Source organism: Vibrio sp. S11_S32 (assembly GCF_014694465.1).
GTDB classification, from domain to species: Bacteria; Pseudomonadota; Gammaproteobacteria; order Enterobacterales; family Vibrionaceae; genus Vibrio; species Vibrio algicola.
The window spans coordinates 23,629-42,911 of the sequence record NZ_JAAUWS010000022.1 but is presented as its reverse complement, the minus strand read 5'-3'; the positions used below and the strand labels follow the sequence as shown (position 1 = coordinate 42,911).

Sequence of the window (19,283 nt, the reverse complement as noted above, 5' to 3'; positions counted from 1 at the left end):
GTTCTAATAAGCAGTGGAAAACACGGTTTGGGTATCATAAAAGGTCAATTTCAGAAACGGCAATGCATCGAGTGAAAAAGCTATTGGGCGGAACACTCAGCTTAAGAAATTATAATGCCCAAGTTGGGGAAGCTTACGCAATGATCAAAGCTTTAAATAAACTAACAGGGCTAGGTATGCCTAAAACTTACCGAATTGATTGAAATAACACCATTCTAGTGTTGTCACCTCTAAATTTGAATTACGCAACAAAGCCCCTATACAATTCTAATCAGTCAATAGTTTATTACATTATTAAATCATTCATTTTATGTGCCAGCGTAGCTATATCTATAACGCTTGTGATTGATTACTTCTATACTCTTCCAAATGAATCTCCGTCAGAAAATATCACGTTCTATGATGTTATAGGAGGGAGTTTTGTGTCACCTATTATTGCAACATTAATTATATATGTGTTGATTTCCATTTTGGGATGGTTTGTTGAAAGTAGAAATTTAAAGGCTATTATGGTTGCGATTTTTATGTCTTATCTTCATAGCTTAGCCTTTCCTCTTTGGGGTGTGATGACATTATTTTCATTTTTTGTATTTTCTATTTCATACCTTGTATGGTCGGAGATTAAAGTATGGTTAGGGCTGGTTTCTTCGGCGTCGATTCATTTTTTGCTTAATTTTTCTTCTTTGATTTTTGTTTATATTGGGCAATTTTATGATGTCTAGCGAGCGGTTTTTTATTTCTAAGCACATCTTTAGAAATATGACTATCATTGTCAATCGCGCTCGTTTTTATTAGCTCATAGCCCTAGCACCAAATATCTTTAATTGGGGTGTCGGGTGAATAGTGGTGGTAGATTTGTGCTTGTAATAATTCTGCCGTGGCGATGGAATCAACCAGTGCGTGATGGGGTTGATAGGCGGGCAGGTTATAACGAGTCCGACTGGTGCCTAAGCGAACCGAATCCGGCTTCTTACCTCGCAATTTATTCCACCAACCACTGACGGCTCGGTTTTGCACGATCGATTCAATTTCCAGTGTATCGACCATAGGAAATAAAATGCCTTCACCTAAACGCAGTTTTAACGCTTTATAAAAGAACTCGCGCTCAATGTTGCGATAGTGAACCACGACTACTTTTCCGGCTAAGGAGTCGAGCACTTCTTCTAAAATTCTTCGCAGATCAGGAGCGTCGGATAAATCGCTGTGAGTAATACCGTGAATGATGACAGAATCCTCATTCATCGGTTTACGCGGCTTGACCAACCAATGCTTGCTTTGACGGCAATAAATACGCTGCAAGGTAAAAGGAATTAATCCAATACTGATGATGGCACTGCTATCGCTATCCAGACCGGTGGTTTCAAAATCAAGTGCCACAAATTCGACTTGGCTGAGTGGGGTGTTTGGATCCACCACACCGGCGCGATAGAAATCTCGCAGGCGATGATCTTTGACTTTACCCACTTGCTGTTTAAAATAATGTTGCCAGTTAAAGTTAGGCTCTAGATATACTTTTTCATCCATATTTTATCCCCCTAGCGCATGCGTCGAATGGCGTTTTTTTGCGTCTGAGCCGGAGGAGGGGTATTTTTAAATGAATTGCCATGATAACGATACTTTAAGAAATTTTGGGCATTACTTAAGATCTGAAAGGCATCTTTTAAATTACGGCGTTCAAAATCTGACATATTATCGGGTTCGATATTGTTATCGGGCTCGATCTCATTTTCGACATCGATCGCTTGGTGACGAATACGCACCATAGAAATATATTCCATTGCATCACGCAGATCTTGTCCACGACCTTTAGGTAGAATACCCGCCTCAATGATGTCATCTAAACGCTCAAAAGAGTTCTGAGAACGCGAACCCACCGCAAGGGCATGTACTCGTACTAAATCGGCAAGTGGCGCAGTACCACGACGTTTTAAGTTAATCGAGTTATTGTGCTGGCCATCTTTTTCCATTACAAAGCTTTTAAAGAAGCCTAGTGGCGGGGTACGGTTGTTGGCATTTCTAGCCAAGCAGGCCAAAAATTTATTATTGCGACGCGCACGACGCACAATAAATCCATTTAAGTTTTCGGCCCATTTGGTGCGCCCATAGACACCATCAAGGTCAAAAAAGATCGAGCTGTTTAATAACGCCTTAGGATTTGGGTTATCAATCCAATCAGCAAAACATTCTTCCCATTCGGTGCGTGTCATACGCCAAATCGGGTTAGTTGCCATAATATCGCCAGTACAGAGTTCATAACCACAGCGAGCCAAGCCTTGGCAAATAAATTCCGCTAACTTGGCAAAGTATTCACCATGTTTGGCTTCATCATAGCTGTTGTCTAAAATTAAGGCGTTATCTTGGTCGGTAACAATCAGTTGTTCATCTCGCGCCATCGAGCCTAAAGCCAGTAAACAATAGGGAACCGGAGGAGTGCCAAGATGCTCTTCGGCCAGTTCAGCCATGCGCTGTTTAAAACTGCGGCCAATGACCGCCATTGCGCTGCCGACCATGTGAGAGTTGGCATCTTCATGTACTAAACGCACAAAACAGTCTTTAACTTGTGAAGAAAGCACTTCTAATTCTTCGATACTTTGCTGGTGAAAAATCTGATTAACCAGCAGCAAACTGTTTTGCGATTCGTAACGTATGATATCACCGACTTCAATAATGCCGATTGGCTGCTTATTTTTAAGAATAGGAAGATGATGGACGTTACAGCGTAACATGGTGAGCATTGCTTCATAAACATAGGCATTATGATCGAGTGAAATCAACTCGTTCGACATCACTTCACTCACTTGATTACAGGGATCCAAACCTTCGGCTAACACCCGAGTACATAAGTCTCGATCAGTAATAATGCCAACTACTTGGCTGTCATTCTCTTCATCAATACAAATAGTGTCATCAATTACCAGTAACGCCGAAATATTTTCATCGGCCATCAATTTAGCCGCGGCTTGAATGGTTTGGTGTTTATCGAGGGTAAAAGCATCACGGGTGATCAGAGTTTTTACTTTTGAGGTGGTTAAGTCATTAGCATTATTGTTTTCCGAGATCGCTTGGCGCAATCTTGCGTTGTTTTCTAATTCGACAAAATCGGCAAAACTTTCTTCACTTTCATACAGTTCGTTAAATACTGCAACTGGAATACAGTACAGTAAAGAATCTTGGATAGCAGTGGCTGGCAAACGCACCTTACCATTCATCAGTAAACCCATTTGACCAAAGATATCGCCTTGATCTAACCGGTTATACAGCTCACCTTTACGACGATATATTTCTACCACGCCCGATCGCACCATGTATAAATCTTGTATATGTTCGCCAAATTTAATGATGGGTGTTTTTTCGCGGTAATAGGAAATTTCGGTATTTTGAGCAATATAGGCCAGCTTTTCTTCCGGTAATGCATCAAAGGGCGGGTATTGAGCAATAAAGTTCTGAATTTCTTGTAATTCTGCTTCCATGAGGTCCACAACTGCTAATGGGATATAGCTTAACTATAGGCAATCAAGACGATGATCTAAAGCCTTTTTATTGATTTATGCTGATTGATGTTGAAGCGCTGAAATGACAAGCAAAAAATTGGGGAGATCGCTCAATATCATTGAATGATCTCCCCAGTTTTATTGCCTCTCATTTTGGGTATCAGTGAATGACTCCCTCCACTTTTACCGTCTCTCGTTTTGAGTATCAGTGGGATTAATTAACCGCGACGCCAAGTATGGTATTTTTCCAACCAATTTAAAATCGTTTGTGGTGCATGGGCTTTTTTCCATTCACCTGCGGTATATTTATTACCTTCAGCCCAGGTAGGGTAAGCATGGATTGTGCCTAATATCTTGTTTAATCCCAATCCATGTTTCATTGCTAGCACAAATTCGGCGATTAAATCTCCGGCTTGTTGACCGACAATGGTAACGCCTAAAATGGTGTCTTTTCCTTTTGGGGTGATCACTTTGATAAAACCTTTGGTGCTACTTTCAGCAATGGCGCGATCGAGCTCTTCAAACTCGAACCGAGTGACTTCAAAATCAATGCCTTGTTGTGTTGCTTCGGTTTCATTTAATCCAACCCGAGCGACTTCTGGGTCGATGAAAGTAGTCCACGGGATCACTCGGTAATCGACTTTAAATTTTTTGAAGTTGCCAAATAACGCATTCACCGCGGCAAACCATGCTTGGTGGGCGGCAACGTGAGTGAATTGATAGGGGCCGACAATATCTCCGGCGGCGAAAATATTGGGATAAAGGGTTTCCAAATAGTCATTGGTTTGAACTGTGCGGTTGGTTTCAATGCCCAATTGTTCTAGGCCGTAACCTTCAAGGCGAGCAGAGCGTCCAACCGCGCACAATAGTTGGTCAAATTCAATTTCGATCTCTTCATCATTATGTTCAACCACCATGATTTTAATCTCACCGCGTAATTCGCAGCGCAATGCTTTGTGATTGGTCAGTATCTCAACGCCGCTGGCACTAAGTTCGGTGTGCGCAAGCTCAGATACCTCTAAATCTTCACGCAACATAATACGATCAGCCATTTCAATTTGAATGACTTTTGATCCTAAGCGAGCGAAACTTTGAGATAATTCACAGCCAATAGGGCCACCGCCTAACACCACTAAGCGTTTAGGGGGCGTATCGAGTTTGGCAAAGGTTTCCCATAAGGTATCACTGGTAACATAACCCACATCATTTAAACCAGGCAGTGGCGGCACAAATGGTCGCGCACCGGTGGCAATGACAATACTTTTGGTAGTCAAACGTTCGATACTGCCATCTTGAGCTTTGATTTCCACCGTCCAAGGATCCACGATAGTGGCGTAACCGGTTTTTACCTCAACTCCAAGCCCAGTGTAACGTTCAATGCTGTCATGCGGTTCGACTTGCGCCACCACATCGTGCACACGTTGCATCACTTTTTTAAACGAGAAGGTCGGGTTGTGACTGTCTAATCCATAATTTTCAGCATGACGAAATTGTTCGGCAACCTTGGCGCTTTTAATGATGGCTTTACTGGGTACACAGCCATAATTTAAGCAATCGCCACCCATTTTGTGTGTCTCGACTAACGTGACTTTTGCGCGCACGGTGGCGGCAATATAACTACTGACTAAACCTGCGGCGCCACCACCAATCACCACCATATTTCGATCGAATTGCTTAGGTTTGGTCCATTTTGCATAGACACGACGTTTTTGAATCGATGAGATGATGGATTTAGCGATCAAAGGAAAAATGCCTAATAAAGCAAAAGAAACAATCAAGTTAAAAGAGAGTATGCCTTTTAAGCTATCTAATTGAGCCAGTTGAGTTCCTGCATTGACATAGACAATCGTGCCCGCCAGCATCCCAACTTGGCTGACTAAGTAAAAAGTGAGGGTTTTTATTTTGGTTAACCCCATTAATAGATTAATTAAAAAGAAAGGAAACACTGGCACTAAACGTAAAGTGAACAGATAAAAAGCGCCATCTTTTTCAATCCCTTGATTAATGGATTTTAAACGGCTAGAAAATTTCTTTTCAATCGATTCGCGTAATAAATAGCGAGACACCAGAAAGGCCAATGTTGCTCCAATGGTCGACGCAAACGAGACGATCAATAGGCCAGTGGCTAACCCAAATAAACCACCGCCAGCGAGGGTTAATATAGCGGCGCCAGGTAAAGATAACGCGGTAACAATGACATAGATAAAAAAGAAGGCAGAAGCTACTAGAATAGGGGAGGTCTGCTGCCAATGTTGGAAGTCGTCCATGCGATACTTAATCCCATCAAGTGTTAACACATGATGAAGATCGAGTGCAAAAAACACGATGACCAAGACAACGGCACTTGTGAGTATCACTATTTTTTTTAACATAATCATTCCATTTATAATGTGGCGAGAAAATCCAATTACTCTCGATTAATAATTAAGAAAGGTTTTTTTATTTATTAATTTCAAATTTATATCATCTTTTTTAATTGTGTGAGCAAGAAACTAAAAGGCTTTCAGAAGATCCCTACAAAAAAAATAAGATTATATGTCGATGTATTGGTGGGGTGAGTGGGATGGTATTTTCACATTGCTAATTATGATATTTGGCATGTTCATGTGAGTGGAGGGATAAGAGGTAAAAAGGCCAGTAGATGCTGACCTTTATTTTTTGTATGGGTTATAAAACCGCAGCGATACCTTTACATAATGGCCCCATGTTGTTTTTGGTCATGCCTGCCACGCTGATACGACCAGAGCCAACAATGTAGATTGCAAACTCATCTTTTAGTCGTCCCACTTGGTCTTTATTTAAACCAGAGAAAGAGAACATGCCGTTTTGCGCTTCAATAAAGCTGAAGTCTTGAGTTACACCTTCATCTTTTAAGGTTTGCACGAACAAAGTGCGCATTTCTTGAATGCGATCGCGCATCTCTGCCACTTCTTGTTCCCATTCACTGCGTAGCGCTGCATCGTTTAAGATGTGCGTTACGACTGCCGCGCCATGTGCGGGTGGGTTAGAGTAAATAGAACGAATGATTTTCTTCACTTGAGAAAATGCCGTGGTCGCGACTTCAGTATTTTTTGCGACCAGAGTGAAAGCGCCAACTCGTTCGTTGTATAAACCAAAGTTTTTCGAGAACGAACTCGCCACCAAAATTTCTTCGCAGTATTGAGCAAAAACACGCAGGCCGGCTGCATCTTCTTCAACGCCTTTAGCAAAGCCTTGATAAGCAAAATCAAATAATGGCAATAAACCTTTATCGGCACACAGTTTGGCCAGTTGTTGCCATTCTGCCGCGGTTGGATCGATGCCGGTTGGATTATGGCAGCAGCCGTGTAATAGGATTATATCGCCAGCTTGAGCCGCTTCAAGGCTAGTTAACATGGCATCGAAATCTTTATCATGAGTTTCGGCGTTGTAATAGTTATATTGTGCAGTTTCAACACCAGCCGCGGTAAAGACCCCAATGTGGTTGGCCCATGTTGGGTTTGAAATCCAGATTTTACCGGCGTTTAATTCACGTTTAATAAATTCACCTGCGACACGCAACGCGCCAGTACCACCTGGAGCTTGTGCGGTTTTGGCTAATTTGTCACTAATGATTTTAGCCTCAGCGCCAAATAGTAATTTCTGGACAGCAAGACCATATTCAGCCGTACCTTCAATCGTCAGGTATGATTTGGTTTTTTCTGATTCTAAAAGTGCCGCTTCCGCTTTTTTAACGGTCGCAAGAACAGGGGTTTGTCCGGCTTCATTTTTGTAAATGCCTACCCCTAAGTTGATTTTAGTGGCGCGTGTATCACTTTTAAACTCTTCAGTTAAACCGAGAATAGGGTCTGCAGGTGCTGCAGGTACTTTTTCAAACATAAATCCGTCCATGTATATGAGTAATTGATTCGATTATTTATACCGTTAACCTCTCGGGGATTCAACCGTAAATCGACTTGGTTTATCAATTAAATACTGGTTAACCCTGCTTCAGTCGAGAATTTGAAATGAAAGCCAAAATTATTTTTGATGTTTGATTTCGTTGCAACAATGTTTAAGGGGAAATAATCATTAAAATCTATGTTTATGAAGCGTATAATTTCGCTTTAAAGTGAGGTTGTTATGTTTACAAAATTACCCAAATGGGTCGAATATGGCGCATTTACATTAGCATTGATCGCCGGGGTGATTAATGCCATCGGATTGCTCGGATTTCAGCATCAAGCTATTTCTCATTTATCCGGCACAGTGACGTTATTTTCAACACAATTAACGAGCAATTTGAGTAGCAGTTGGTATTTGGCGATGATCGTTTTAAGCTTTGTGGCTGGGTCCACTATTTCTGGTTTTTTATTACCTTGTGCTTCTTTAAAGCTAGGTCAGCATTACGATTCATTGCTGTTAATTGAAGGTGCGTTATTGATTATGTCGGCTTACATGCTAAGCCATTCATACTATTATGGTATTTATTTTGCTTCGATGGCATGTGGATTGCAAAATGCGTTAGCCACAACCTACAGTGGGGCAGTGATCCGTACCACGCATCTAACCGGTATATTTACCGATCTTGGTATTATGCTGGGCAATGCTTTAAAAGGTGAAGAGTTTGACCATAGAAAGTGCGTGATGTTTTTGGTGATCATCACAGGGTTCATTGCCGGTGGCATTGTAGGGCATTATTTATTCACATTTTATAACGTCAGTGCGCTGTATTTTCCGGCTGCCGCTTGCGTCATGCTTGCCACTAGCTATCGTGGTCATCGGTTAATATCGAAACATAACTAAAGCATAGCTAACGCATAAATAGAAATTGAACAGGAAATTAAAATTCCCACTCACCACATTGTATACAATATGAAGTTGGTTCCTATATACTGGACGTAACTTACTATTAACATTTTTGGCAATATGACAAATCACAGCACATTCATTACCCAGCGCAATAAAGCGATGTTACTTGTCATTGGCGTTATGCTGATCGCAGCAAACCTCCGAGCGCCAGTGACTGGCATTGCGCCGATGATTGATTTAATTTCAAACTCTTTTCATTTGTCGTCGACTCAAGCTGGCATGTTGACTACTTTGCCGCTGATTGCGTTTGCATTATTTGCTCCACCATCGGCTTATTTGGCTAAAAAATTTGGTTTGGAATACACCATATTTTCTGCATTGGTTCTTATTGCGGCAGGATTGTTGTTTCGATCATTTGGCAGTGTCAGTGCGCTATTTATTGGTACCGCCTTAATTGGCCTTGGAGTCAGTATCGGTAATGTGTTGTTGCCGATTGTGGTCAAACGAGATTTCCCAATGAAAGTGGCGATCATGACCTCGAGTTATGTTTTGGCAATGGGGATAGCTTCCGGCGCGGCCTCTGCATTTTCAATTCCACTGGCGAATGATTATGGTTGGGGCTGGCAAGGAGCTTTGGCTGCATTATCGGCCTTAACCTTTATTGCGATGATTTTTTGGCTACCGCAACTGCGCTATAATAGTAAACCCAGCCCTGTCAATACGTCAGGAAGCACGTCTACTAATCTATGGAGTAAAGCGTTGGCATGGCAAGTATCATTTTACTTAGGTCTGGGATCGTATTTTACTTACACTATGATTGCTTGGCTGCCGAGCCTGTTAATACAATCTGGTTTTAGTTCTGAAGAAGCGGGAATGGTACACGGCGTATTTCAAATCGGCACCGCACTACCAGGCATCTTTATTATCCCGTTAATGGCAAAATTAAATGATCAGCGTTTACCTGCGTTTGGGATCTGTGCTATCGCGGCAACTTGCGCTGTTGGATTATTATATTTACCGCAGTTTGCTTATGTTTGGTCATTTTTATTAGGTTTATGCTCTGGGGCTTGGTTTATTTTAGGTTTGTCGTTTATTAGTTTTCGCACCAACAGTCCATTACAAGCCACAACGCTTTCAGGCATGGCACAATTTATTGGTTATTCATTAGCGGCTATTGGCCCTATGTTAGGGGGTTATTTACACACGCTCAATAATGGCTGGAGTGAAATGATCACCATGATAGTGATAGTTTGCGTCACTTCTGCAACATTAGGTTTATTTGCCGGGCGTAGAGTAACAATTGATGAATAATTTATTTAACTATGTCGCCGCCATAAAAAATGATGAGACCCATAAAATTAAAAAGTGGGAATGTAAATCAGAAGAATTAAATGAAGAGGATGGCGTTGTTACTGAGATCAAAGAATATGATTTCTTCTTTCATAATGGCGTTGTGATCAAACAAAGCATAGAGCGAGAGATTGGTGAAATGGATTCAGATCTTGTTTGCCAAGAATGTTTTATTAGTTATGAATTAATATCTGAACCGACTTCTTTGGATATCAGACCAAAGCGAAAAAATTTCATTAATATATGCCAAGAGAGCTTTTGGCTTAAAATTAATAAAACGCACAGTTTGTTATGAAATTTTTAAGTTTGGAAAGTGTCAACCTTATTTAGGACGAGACACATTCAACAAAAAAGCCTATCCATTTTGATTGGACAGGCTTTATTATTTATATGGTTAAATTTCTAATTAGGAAACTCTGAATTAGAAACTTGCGCTGCGTGGTGTACGTGGGAATGGGATCACGTCACGAACGTTGCCCATGCCAGTAACATAAGACACTAAACGCTCAAAACCAAGACCAAAGCCAGCGTGAGGCACGGTGCCGTAACGACGTAGATCACGGTACCAAGACATGTGTTCAGGGTCGATACCCATCGCAATCATACGAGCATCAAGCACGTCTAAACGCTCTTCACGCTGTGCGCCACCAATGATTTCGCCGATACCAGGTGCAAGGACATCCATTGCTGCCACAGTTTTGCCATCATCGTTTAGACGCATGTAGAACGCTTTAATGTCTTTCGGGTAGTTTTTCACGATAACCGGTGCTTTGAAATGCTCTTCTGCAAGGTAACGTTCATGCTCAGAAGACATATCGATTCCCCATTCAACATCAAATTCAAACTTACGGCCTGAATCTTGTAGAATTTGGATAGCATCGGTGTAATCCACTTGAGCAAAGTCAGAATCAACAAATTGCTCTAGGCGAGTGATGGCTTGTTTATCAATGCGAGAGGCAAAGAATTCAAGATCATCACGACGCTCTTCAAGTACGGCAGCAAAGACATATTTAAGCATATCTTCAGCAAGTTTTGCGGCATCGTTTAGATCAGCAAAAGCAATTTCAGGTTCAACCATCCAAAATTCTGCTAAGTGACGGCTGGTGTGCGAGTTTTCAGCACGGAAGGTTGGGCCAAAAGTGTACACTTTACTTAAGGCACAAGCATAAGCTTCAGCATTAAGTTGACCTGATACGGTTAGGAAAGTTTCTTTACCGAAGAAGTCTTCGTTGTAATCGACATTACCTTTGTCATCTAAAGGCAGGTTGTTATGATCCAGTGTTGAAACGCGGAACATTTCACCCGCGCCTTCTGCATCGGATGCAGTAATAAGCGGAGCAGAAACCCAAAAGAATCCTTGCTCGTGGTAAAAACGGTGAATAGCTTGTGATAAGCAGTTACGCACGCGAGCCACAGCGCCGATCACGTTAGTACGCGGGCGAAGGTGAGCCACTTCTCGTAAGTATTCAATTGAGTGACGTGTTTTAGCCATTGGGTAAGTATCAGCATCTTCAACCCAACCAACGACTTTTACTGCGGTAGCGGCAAGTTCAAAATCTTGACCTTTAGCAGGAGACTCAACAATCTTACCTGTCACTTCAACAGAACAACCGGTCGTGAGTTTTAATACTTCGTCTTGGTAATTATTCAGTTCATTTGGGACCACGGCCTGGATCGGGTCGAAACAAGAACCATCGTAAATGGCAAGGAAAGAGATCCCAGCTTTGGAATCGCGACGTGAACGGATCCAACCGCGAACAGTGATTTCACTGTCTACCGCTAATTTGCCGTTTAGAACGTCTGTTACAGGCGCGTAAGTCATTTTATTCTCCATTAAAACACCCATCATTGACGACGAAAGGGTGCAATCTGTCTTAAATTTGTACGATGAAAATCGCATCGCAATTACCTGATATATTACCTGTCATAGCCTCTGCTTCAACCTTTAATTGTGGGTTTCATTGCATTTTTAGCCTGTTAAACGCGATTTGCATCCTTAATTCGATAAATTAGTGTTAATTACAAGCAAACTAATGGCTCAACTCTCGTTACAATGACAATAGACATGAAACATTGAAGCGTTCAAATAAAGAGGTGGATGTGAAATATCGATTACCGAATTTAAGCCTATCAAATGTAAAGATAGCCACAGGATTAAGCGTTGCGATACTCGTCAGTGGGTGTTCAACCATTGGTGGCGATCAGGTTTCAATTGGCTCAGCCGACGAAATTAACCAAAATATAACTTTAAAACAAGATCCTCTCACTCGAAGCGCTGACTTACAAACGGCGTCTTATTGGACCAAATGTGATGGCAAATTTGATGGGGCGGGGTATCGATATCGCACATCGGTTTACGCCAATGGCCATCAACAAACGCAACTGTATGTTCGGTTGAAGTCCTCACAAGGCCCTTACGGCATCAACAAAGCATTTGATGATGATGGCGAGCAATATAAGGTGACGGTTTATCAACCTGAAAATAAATCCGATTCGGTGGTGTATGAAAATTTCGCGTTGGATATCTCGCCTCAGCAATTGAAAGCTGCCGCAGAAGGGCCATTAAGCTTACATTTTGTTGGTGATAAAAATCGTTGTGATATTGTGGTCGAAAAACCGGTCAGTTGGGTGTTTGATATGAACTTGGATGCCTTACTCAAACAGGTCGAAAAATTAAAAGCAATGCAGAAATAAAATATAGAGATTTAGATACTTAGAGATAGCAAAATCAAAAAGCGCGTTTAATTTTCAAACAGAAAGTTAAACGCGCTTTTTTTAGTGTAGATTATTAATCGTCGGTCTCAGATATTAGGTTTTAACAAATCACTTTAATTGCCAATCCACCTTGTGAGGTTTCACGGTATTTTGAGTTCATGTCTTTACCGGTTTCTAGCATGGTTTCAATCACTTTATCCAATGAAACGCGTGGCTCAGATGAGCGGCGCATTGCCATACGAGTCGAGTTGATTGCTTTCACTGCCGCAATACCGTTACGCTCGATACACGGAACTTGCACTTGTCCTGCCACAGGATCGCAAGTTAAGCCTAAGTTATGCTCCATGCCAATTTCAGCCGCCATACACACTTGCTCAGGACTGCCGCCTAACAATTCTGCAAGACCCGCTGCCGCCATAGAACAAGCCACACCAACTTCACCTTGGCAACCAACTTCTGCGCCAGAAATTGAAGCATTCTGTTTGTATAAACCGCCAATTGCGCCAGAGGCGGCAAAATAGCGAATGTAATCTTTTTCGGTCACGGTCTGAATAAACTTATCGTAATACGCTAATACCGCAGGAATAATGCCACATGCCCCATTGGTTGGCGCTGTCACCACACGACCACCCGCCGCATTTTCTTCATTCACCGCAAAAGCGTACATATTGACCCAATCGATTACTGCCATTGGATCGGTTGAGGTATTGGATGAGGTTAATAGCTGTTGACGTAATGCAGAAGCACGACGCGGCACACGCAATGGTCCAGGCAAAATACCTTCTGTATTCATGCCTTTTTCCATACATTCGCGCATGGTTTTCCAGATGTTAGCAAAATAGGTACGAACATCATCACTTGAATGTTGCGCGCTTTCATTTTTCATCACTAAGGTACTGATCGACAAACCATGCTCTTTGCATAGGCTCAATAACTCGGTAGCTGAATTAAATTCGTAAGGGGTACTAAATGCAGATTCTTGCTCTTTACCAAAGTGCTCTTCATCGACAATAAAGCCACCACCGATAGAGTAGTAAGTTTTACTGTAAGACACTTCACCATCCACCCATGCGTGAATTTGCATACCATTTTCATGCAAAGACAAGTTAGAGTTATGGAAGTTCATGCTGCCTTCTTTAGGAAACTCTACCGTATGACAATGCATACCAACCGGTAGACGCTCGGTTTCAGCCACGCGCGCAATGAAGCCTGGAATAGCGTCAATATCTACATGTTCTGGCGTATTTCCTGCCAATCCCATAATGATAGCGATATCAGTTTGGTGACCTTTCCCTGTCAGCGATAATGAACCGTAAACATCGACAGTAATTTTAGTAATATCACGCAATGTACCCATGCCGCGAAGGTCATCAATAAATTGTTTACCGGCTTTCATTGGGCCAACAGTGTGAGAGCTCGAAGGGCCAACGCCAATTTTGTAGATATCAAAAACACTGATCATGTTATTTACCTCTAATTAAGCCCCTTAAAAGTAAGAGGCTTATATTATTTATAGTTTTCTAATGGTTAGCTAAATGTGCAGTGATTAGAAAAGGCTGTAGATTACTGAAGTAATAGCGGCAACACCACATACTGCAGTGAAGATTTGTGCAATAGGTGAAGTTTTGAATTTCGCCATCGCAGGAACATTACGCATTGCGTAGATAGGAAGAATGAACAAGATAGCAGCAATCATTGGAGAGCCGATAGATTCAATCATACCTAAGATGCTTGGGTTGATGATAGAGATGATCCAAGTTGTCAACACGATAAACACAAGAGACAATTTGTTTACTTTCTTCTCTTCCATTCCTGAACGAGATTTTACTAGACCAACCAAACCTTCATGTGCACCAAGGAAGTGACCGAAGTAGCTTGACGTGATCGCCGCGAAAGCAACGATTGGACCTAAGTAAGAAATCATTGGAGAAGAGTGAATGTTAGCCAGGTAAGACAGAACACTGATGTTTTGTGCTTGTGCTTCGCCAAGTTGTGCAGGAGTTAAAGAAAGAACAACAGAGAATACGAAGAACATAACGAAAACCATCAACATAGTCGCTGCGCCACCTGTGATCATATCGGTTTTCTTAGCCGCGTTATCACCGTATGTACGACGTTGCTCTTTCGAGAACTGGCTGATGATTGGGCTGTGATTAAAAGAGAACACAATGATAGGAATAGCAAGCCAAATGATCTTAGGCATAGCAACCCAATCTGGCGTGACTTCAGCCATTGAAGTGTTCCACTCTGGAATAAGGAAGATAGAAAGCGCAAGTAAGATGAATACTAATGGGTAAACCATGGCAGAGGTTACTTTCAGCATTAAATCTTTACCGAAGATCACGCCACAAGTCATTAATGAAATCAATGCACCAGACAGTAACCAACGAGGAATGGATTCCATGCCGATTTGATTCACTAAGAAAGAATCTACGGTATTAGTGATGCCCACACCGTAGATAAGTACGATAGGGTAGATTGCAAAAAAATATGCAAAAGTAATGATGGTCGCGCCAGTTTTACCAAAGTGTTCTTCAACAACATCGGTAATATCTGCATTAGGATTTTTAGAAGAGAGAACGAAACGTGCTAAGCCTTTATGCGCTAGCCAAATCATAGGCATTGCAATGAGAGCCAAAATGACTAATGGCCAAAAACCACCCGCACCGGCTTTGATTGGAAGAAATAATACGCCAGCACCAACCGCGGTACCGAAAAGTGATAAAACCCATGAAAAATCTTTATAGGTCCATTTGCTCGACGCTGCTGCGCTTTGCGTTGTTGTATTGGTTGTAGTTTGCATAATATGAATTCTCTTAATTTTGGGAACAGGAAGAATTGGCGAAGATTATGCGCGTTTGAATGCTAAAAAACACGATCCAAATCAAGTAATTTCAGATAATGAAAGGGAGGGGCACATAACTTGCGCCGTGTCACAAAATTAGCTTTATTCGCATTAGTTTTACTAATGAAATGATAATCAGTGGTTATTATGCGCTACAGATTTTTTGAAGTTGTAAACTTTTGTTAAGGTTTAAATTGCAACTGATTTTGAAGTGATTGAATGATTTGTCCTGTAACACCCCAAATAAAGTATTTTTGATAGTGAATAGAAAAAATAGGATGCTGATTTCCGCGTAGGATCATGGTTGAGGTGTGCAAGTTTTGCGGATTAAAAAGGTAGTTGGCAGGAACTTCAAATACGCTATCGACTTCATTCGGATCGATCACACAACGATAATCCTGTTTCACTAACGCGACAAATGGCGTAATTTCAAACTGACTAACGGTAACTAAAGAGGGCAATTGACCAAGCAGTTGAATTTGGTTGGTTAAGACGCCGACCTCTTCGTTGGTTTCCCTTAATGCGGTATCGGCAAGCGAGCGATCAAATAATTCATATTTGCCACCCGGAAAACTCACTTCGCCCGCATGGTGCTTTAAATGCGAAGCTCGTTTGGTAAATAGAACATAGATGCCATCAGGTCGATCGATACAAGGAATAAGTACCGCCGCTTTTCGCAATGACTGTTTATTAAGATGCGAGATCCTGCGCAAGCTGTCAGCATGATATTGACTTGGCGCCGTTAATGAAAATTGTCGCAGCAGTTGATCTCGCGTCATGCTTTATCCTTAAAGCTCAATCCATTCCTTTATTATAGATTTGTTCGCTGGGTCTTGAAGTGAGCTTGATTAGACTTTCGATAATATGGGCAAAATTCGACTCACCTTATCAAGGGTTTCTTGATATTCGGCTTCCATTTCACTGTCTGCCACAATGCCACCGCCTGCCCAAGCGTATAAATGCTGTTGATAGGCAATCAGAGTACGAATGGTAATGTTGCTGTCCATGTTTCCACAACGGCTAATATAACCAATGCTGCCACAGTATATGTTGCGACGATGGGGTTCTAATTCTTCAATGATCTGCATGGCACGAATTTTGGGGGCGCCCGTGATTGAACCACCTGGAAAACAAGCGCGTAATAAAGAAGAAGGGGTTTGATTGTCATCAAGTTGAGCGCGAATGGTGCTAACTAAATGGTGCACTGCTGGAAAACTCTCTACTTCGAATAATGCTGGCACGGTGACGCTACCTGGTTTTGCCACTCTGCCAATATCGTTACGCAGCAAATCGACGATCATTAAGTTTTCAGCCTGATCTTTTTGGGCGCGTTGGAGTTGTTGTGCAAGTTGCGCATCTTCGATTGGATCAAGACTGCGCGGGCGAGTACCTTTGATCGGTTTGGTTTCGATCACCCGTTTTGTTGATGGTTTGCAATCGGTTGTGAGAGGGTCAACTGAGAGTGGTCCAACTGAAGCGACACAAGGCTGATTTTCTAATGACAAAAACCGCTCAGGTGAAATGCTTAGCACTGCGATTTCATCGGTACGAATAAAAGCAGAAAAAGGCGCATGATTACTGGTTTCTAATGCTTGATAGGCTTGCCACTCACTACCTTGATAAGCGGCATTAAAACGCTGCGCTAGGTTGATTTGATAACAATCACCGGCGGCTAAGTATTCTTTGATCAGCGAAAATTTTTGCCCGTATTCAGATTTGGTCATGTTGGATGACCAGTCACTCTTTAATCTAAACGATTCATTGATATCGACTTGCTGTTGATAAAGACATTTTTGATTTTCTAGCCATTGCTGATACTGAGGTAAGTTCTGGCCGACTAGATAGGCACGTTGCAATTGATGATCGACGACCAGAGCCCACTCATATAAACCGACCGCCATATCGGCAGTAGGAATATCGGCGCTAGCAGTGGTTGGCATGGTCTCAACCTGACGACCTAAATCATAACTAAAGTAACCCAGCGCGCCCCCAATAAAAGGAATGTCGTCAATGGGCGCAAGGCTTGGCAATAATAAATCTTGGTAATGGGCTAATAATTCAAATGGATCTTGGCTTGAGTAAATGGGATTACCAGCATCGGAAGATATCGTGATCTGAGTCGTTGCAGCGTGAGTGACTAAAGTTGCGATCGGATTGGCGACTAAAATATCAAAGCGATTATTGGGATGACCTTGCGCCGCTGAGCGTAACAACATTGCCCAGGGTAAATGTTGCAGATGAGAGAAATAGGTCAGACTTAAATCTGCTGAATACTCAAGCGATTGAACGCAAACAGAATGTGGTTGGGCTATCTTCATGCTTTTATTTAATTTTTCATTGGTTAAAGTGTGACAAAGGTTCAATCACTACATGGTATCTGGTGAGCAGCAAGAGTATCATAATTTGGCACAAAGCAATCGAGTTACAAGGCCGTAACCCAATAATCTAATAAAATTCCATCAGCATTGGCATAAAAAATTGGTAATGAATGCAAAGTCTTTATCTTTTCCGATATCTGCACCACTGTAATGCGATATTTTGCTGATGGAGCATAATTATAACTGAGGCAACTATGACTGTTATTCGTAAGCAAGATGTGATCAGCAGTGTCGCTGACGCACTTCAATATATCTCTTATTATCATCCTCTCGATTTTATTCAGGCGCTTGAGAAAGCGTATAACAAAGAAGAAAGCCAAGCGGCAAAAGATGCCATCGCGCAAATCTTAATAAACTCGCGTATGGCTGCTGAAGGTCACCGCCCAATTTGTCAAGATACCGGCATTGTGACCTGCTTTGTCAATATTGGTATGGAAGTGTCGTGGGATCAAACCGACATGACGGTACAGCAAATGGTTGATGAAGGTATTCGTCAAGCTTACACCAATCCTGATAACCCATTGCGTGCTTCTGTTTTATCTGACCCTGCGGGTAAGCGAATCAATACTAAAGACAATACTCCGGGTGTGGTTCATATCAATATGGTGCCGGGTAATAAAGTAGATATCCAAATTGCGGCCAAAGGTGGCGGCTCTGAAAACAAAACCAAAATGGTGATGCTGAATCCGTCGGATGATGTAGCTGAATGGGTTGAAAAAACGATGCCACTGCTTGGTGCGGGTTGGTGTCCACCAGGCATGCTGGGTATCGGTATTGGCGGAACGGCCGAAAAGGCTGCGGTGCTAGCCAAAGAATCGCTAATGGAACATATTGATATTGCCGAACTGATTGAACGCGGCCCTGAAACCACAGAAGAAAAACTGCGGGTTGATATTTTTAATCGTGTTAATAAATTAGGCATAGGCGCGCAAGGTTTAGGCGGATTAACAACCGTGGTCGATGTGAAAATTAAAACAGCGCCAACCCATGCGGCCTCTAAACCGGTTTGTTTAATTCCAAATTGTGCTGCGACGCGTCATGTCCATTTCACTCTTGATGGATCAGGTCCGGCGCAACTCGAGCCACCGAAATTAGAAGATTGGCCACAAATCACTTGGGAAGCGGGGGCCAATACTCGCCGGGTTAACCTTGATCAAGTGACTAAAGAAGAGGTGCAAGAGTGGAAAACAGGCGAAACCGTGCTGCTGTCAGGTAAGATATTAACCGGCCGTGATGCGGCGCATAAACGTATTCAAAGCTTATTAGAAAGTGGCGAAGGTCTGCCTGAAGGGGTCGATTTTACCGGTAAATTTATTTACTACGTTGGTCCTGTTGATGCGGTTGGTGATGAAGTGGTCGGCCCAGCAGGACCAACCACCTCGACCCGCATGGATAAATTTACTGACATGATGTTAAGCCAAACGGGATTAACTGGCATGATAGGTAAAGCTGAGCGCGGCCCTGCGGCCATTGAATCAATCAAAAACCATAAAGCGGTGTATTTAATGGCGGTTGGTGGCGCTGCATATTTAGTGGCGAAGGCTATCAAGAAAGCGCGCGTAGTGGCATTTGAAGAGTTAGGAATGGAAGCGATTTACGAATTTGAAGTCGAAGACATGCCAGTTACGGTAGCCGTGGACTCCACTGGTGCAAATGCACACCAAATTGGCCCAGATACTTGGAAAGTAAAAATCGCAGAAATGGAAAAATAACCTGACTAATTAACTGAAATTG

Annotated in this window: 15 protein-coding genes and 1 pseudogene; 7 read left to right on the top strand and 9 right to left on the bottom strand. The window is 42.2% G+C overall.

Annotated features, from left to right (window positions below; translation table 11 throughout):
• A pseudogene (locus HC723_RS11295) lies at positions 1-203 on the top strand (IS5/IS1182 family transposase); the annotation flags it as partial.
• Positions 204-422: 219 nt separating this feature from the next.
• The gene (locus HC723_RS11290; protein ID WP_190339150.1) at positions 423-722 is read left to right on the top strand and encodes a hypothetical protein; all 300 of its coding nucleotides are present in this window, start codon (positions 423-425) and stop codon (positions 720-722) included.
• 82 nt (positions 723-804) lie between these two features.
• Here HC723_RS11290 and HC723_RS11285 read toward each other — a convergent pair whose 3' ends face one another.
• The 4 genes from HC723_RS11285 to HC723_RS11270 form a co-directional block, all read right to left on the bottom strand.
• Entirely contained in the window at positions 805-1,524 is a 720-nt protein-coding gene (locus HC723_RS11285) for a 3'-5' exonuclease (protein ID WP_190339149.1), read from the bottom strand.
• Positions 1,525-1,535: 11 nt separating this feature from the next.
• Positions 1,536-3,470, bottom strand: a complete 1,935-nt coding sequence (locus tag HC723_RS11280) for a DUF294 nucleotidyltransferase-like domain-containing protein (protein WP_190339148.1) — start codon at positions 3,468-3,470, stop codon at positions 1,536-1,538.
• A gap of 239 nt (positions 3,471-3,709) precedes the next feature.
• Positions 3,710-5,863 carry an FAD-dependent oxidoreductase gene (locus tag HC723_RS11275; protein WP_190339147.1) on the bottom strand — a complete coding sequence of 718 codons (2,154 nt, stop codon included), beginning with the start codon at positions 5,861-5,863 and terminating at the stop codon, positions 3,710-3,712.
• A gap of 295 nt (positions 5,864-6,158) precedes the next feature.
• A complete protein-coding gene (locus HC723_RS11270) occupies positions 6,159-7,349 on the bottom strand; it encodes an amino acid aminotransferase (RefSeq protein WP_190339146.1) in 1,191 nt (396 codons plus the stop codon).
• A gap of 243 nt (positions 7,350-7,592) precedes the next feature.
• Here HC723_RS11270 and HC723_RS11265 point away from each other — a divergent pair, with 243 nt between their 5' ends.
• The 3 genes from HC723_RS11265 (at position 7,593) to HC723_RS11255 (ending at position 9,906) form a co-directional block, all read left to right on the top strand.
• Positions 7,593-8,255 carry a YoaK family protein gene (locus HC723_RS11265; RefSeq protein ID WP_190339145.1) on the top strand — a complete coding sequence of 221 codons (663 nt, stop codon included), beginning with the start codon at positions 7,593-7,595 and terminating at the stop codon, positions 8,253-8,255.
• A gap of 123 nt (positions 8,256-8,378) precedes the next feature.
• On the top strand, positions 8,379-9,572 hold the full coding sequence (locus tag HC723_RS11260) for an MFS transporter (protein ID WP_190339144.1): 1,194 nt from the start codon (positions 8,379-8,381) through the stop codon (positions 9,570-9,572).
• A complete protein-coding gene (locus HC723_RS11255) occupies positions 9,565-9,906 on the top strand; it encodes a hypothetical protein (protein ID WP_153447034.1) in 342 nt (113 codons plus the stop codon). Before HC723_RS11260 ends, HC723_RS11255 begins: the two co-directional genes overlap by 8 nt.
• A gap of 126 nt (positions 9,907-10,032) precedes the next feature.
• Here the strand turns inward: HC723_RS11255 and asnS are convergent, their stop codons facing one another.
• Positions 10,033-11,433: an asparagine--tRNA ligase gene (gene asnS / locus HC723_RS11250; protein ID WP_153447035.1), complete on the bottom strand. Its 1,401-nt coding sequence runs from the start codon at positions 11,431-11,433 to the stop codon at positions 10,033-10,035.
• A gap of 278 nt (positions 11,434-11,711) precedes the next feature.
• On the opposite strand from asnS, the gene HC723_RS11245 reads away from it, so the two are divergent.
• On the top strand, positions 11,712-12,305 hold the full coding sequence (locus HC723_RS11245; RefSeq protein ID WP_190339143.1) for a hypothetical protein: 594 nt from the start codon (positions 11,712-11,714) through the stop codon (positions 12,303-12,305).
• Between the two features lie 121 nt (positions 12,306-12,426).
• Here the strand turns inward: HC723_RS11245 and HC723_RS11240 are convergent, their stop codons facing one another.
• From HC723_RS11240 to HC723_RS11225, 4 genes are all read right to left on the bottom strand, one after another.
• The gene (locus HC723_RS11240; RefSeq protein ID WP_153447037.1) at positions 12,427-13,788 is read right to left on the bottom strand and encodes an L-serine ammonia-lyase; all 1,362 of its coding nucleotides are present in this window, start codon (positions 13,786-13,788) and stop codon (positions 12,427-12,429) included.
• Between the two features lie 84 nt (positions 13,789-13,872).
• Positions 13,873-15,129: an aromatic amino acid transport family protein gene (locus HC723_RS11235; RefSeq protein WP_190339142.1), complete on the bottom strand. Its 1,257-nt coding sequence runs from the start codon at positions 15,127-15,129 to the stop codon at positions 13,873-13,875.
• Positions 15,130-15,353: 224 nt separating this feature from the next.
• Positions 15,354-15,950, bottom strand: coding sequence for a CoA pyrophosphatase (locus HC723_RS11230; protein WP_190339141.1), 597 nt, complete (start codon positions 15,948-15,950; stop codon positions 15,354-15,356).
• Between the two features lie 69 nt (positions 15,951-16,019).
• Positions 16,020-17,489 carry a chorismate-binding protein gene (locus HC723_RS11225; protein ID WP_153447040.1) on the bottom strand — a complete coding sequence of 490 codons (1,470 nt, stop codon included), beginning with the start codon at positions 17,487-17,489 and terminating at the stop codon, positions 16,020-16,022.
• Between the two features lie 254 nt (positions 17,490-17,743).
• On the opposite strand from HC723_RS11225, the gene HC723_RS11220 reads away from it, so the two are divergent.
• A complete protein-coding gene (locus HC723_RS11220; protein ID WP_153447041.1) occupies positions 17,744-19,261 on the top strand; it encodes a fumarate hydratase in 1,518 nt (505 codons plus the stop codon).
• The last annotated feature ends 22 nt before the right edge of the window (positions 19,262-19,283 follow it).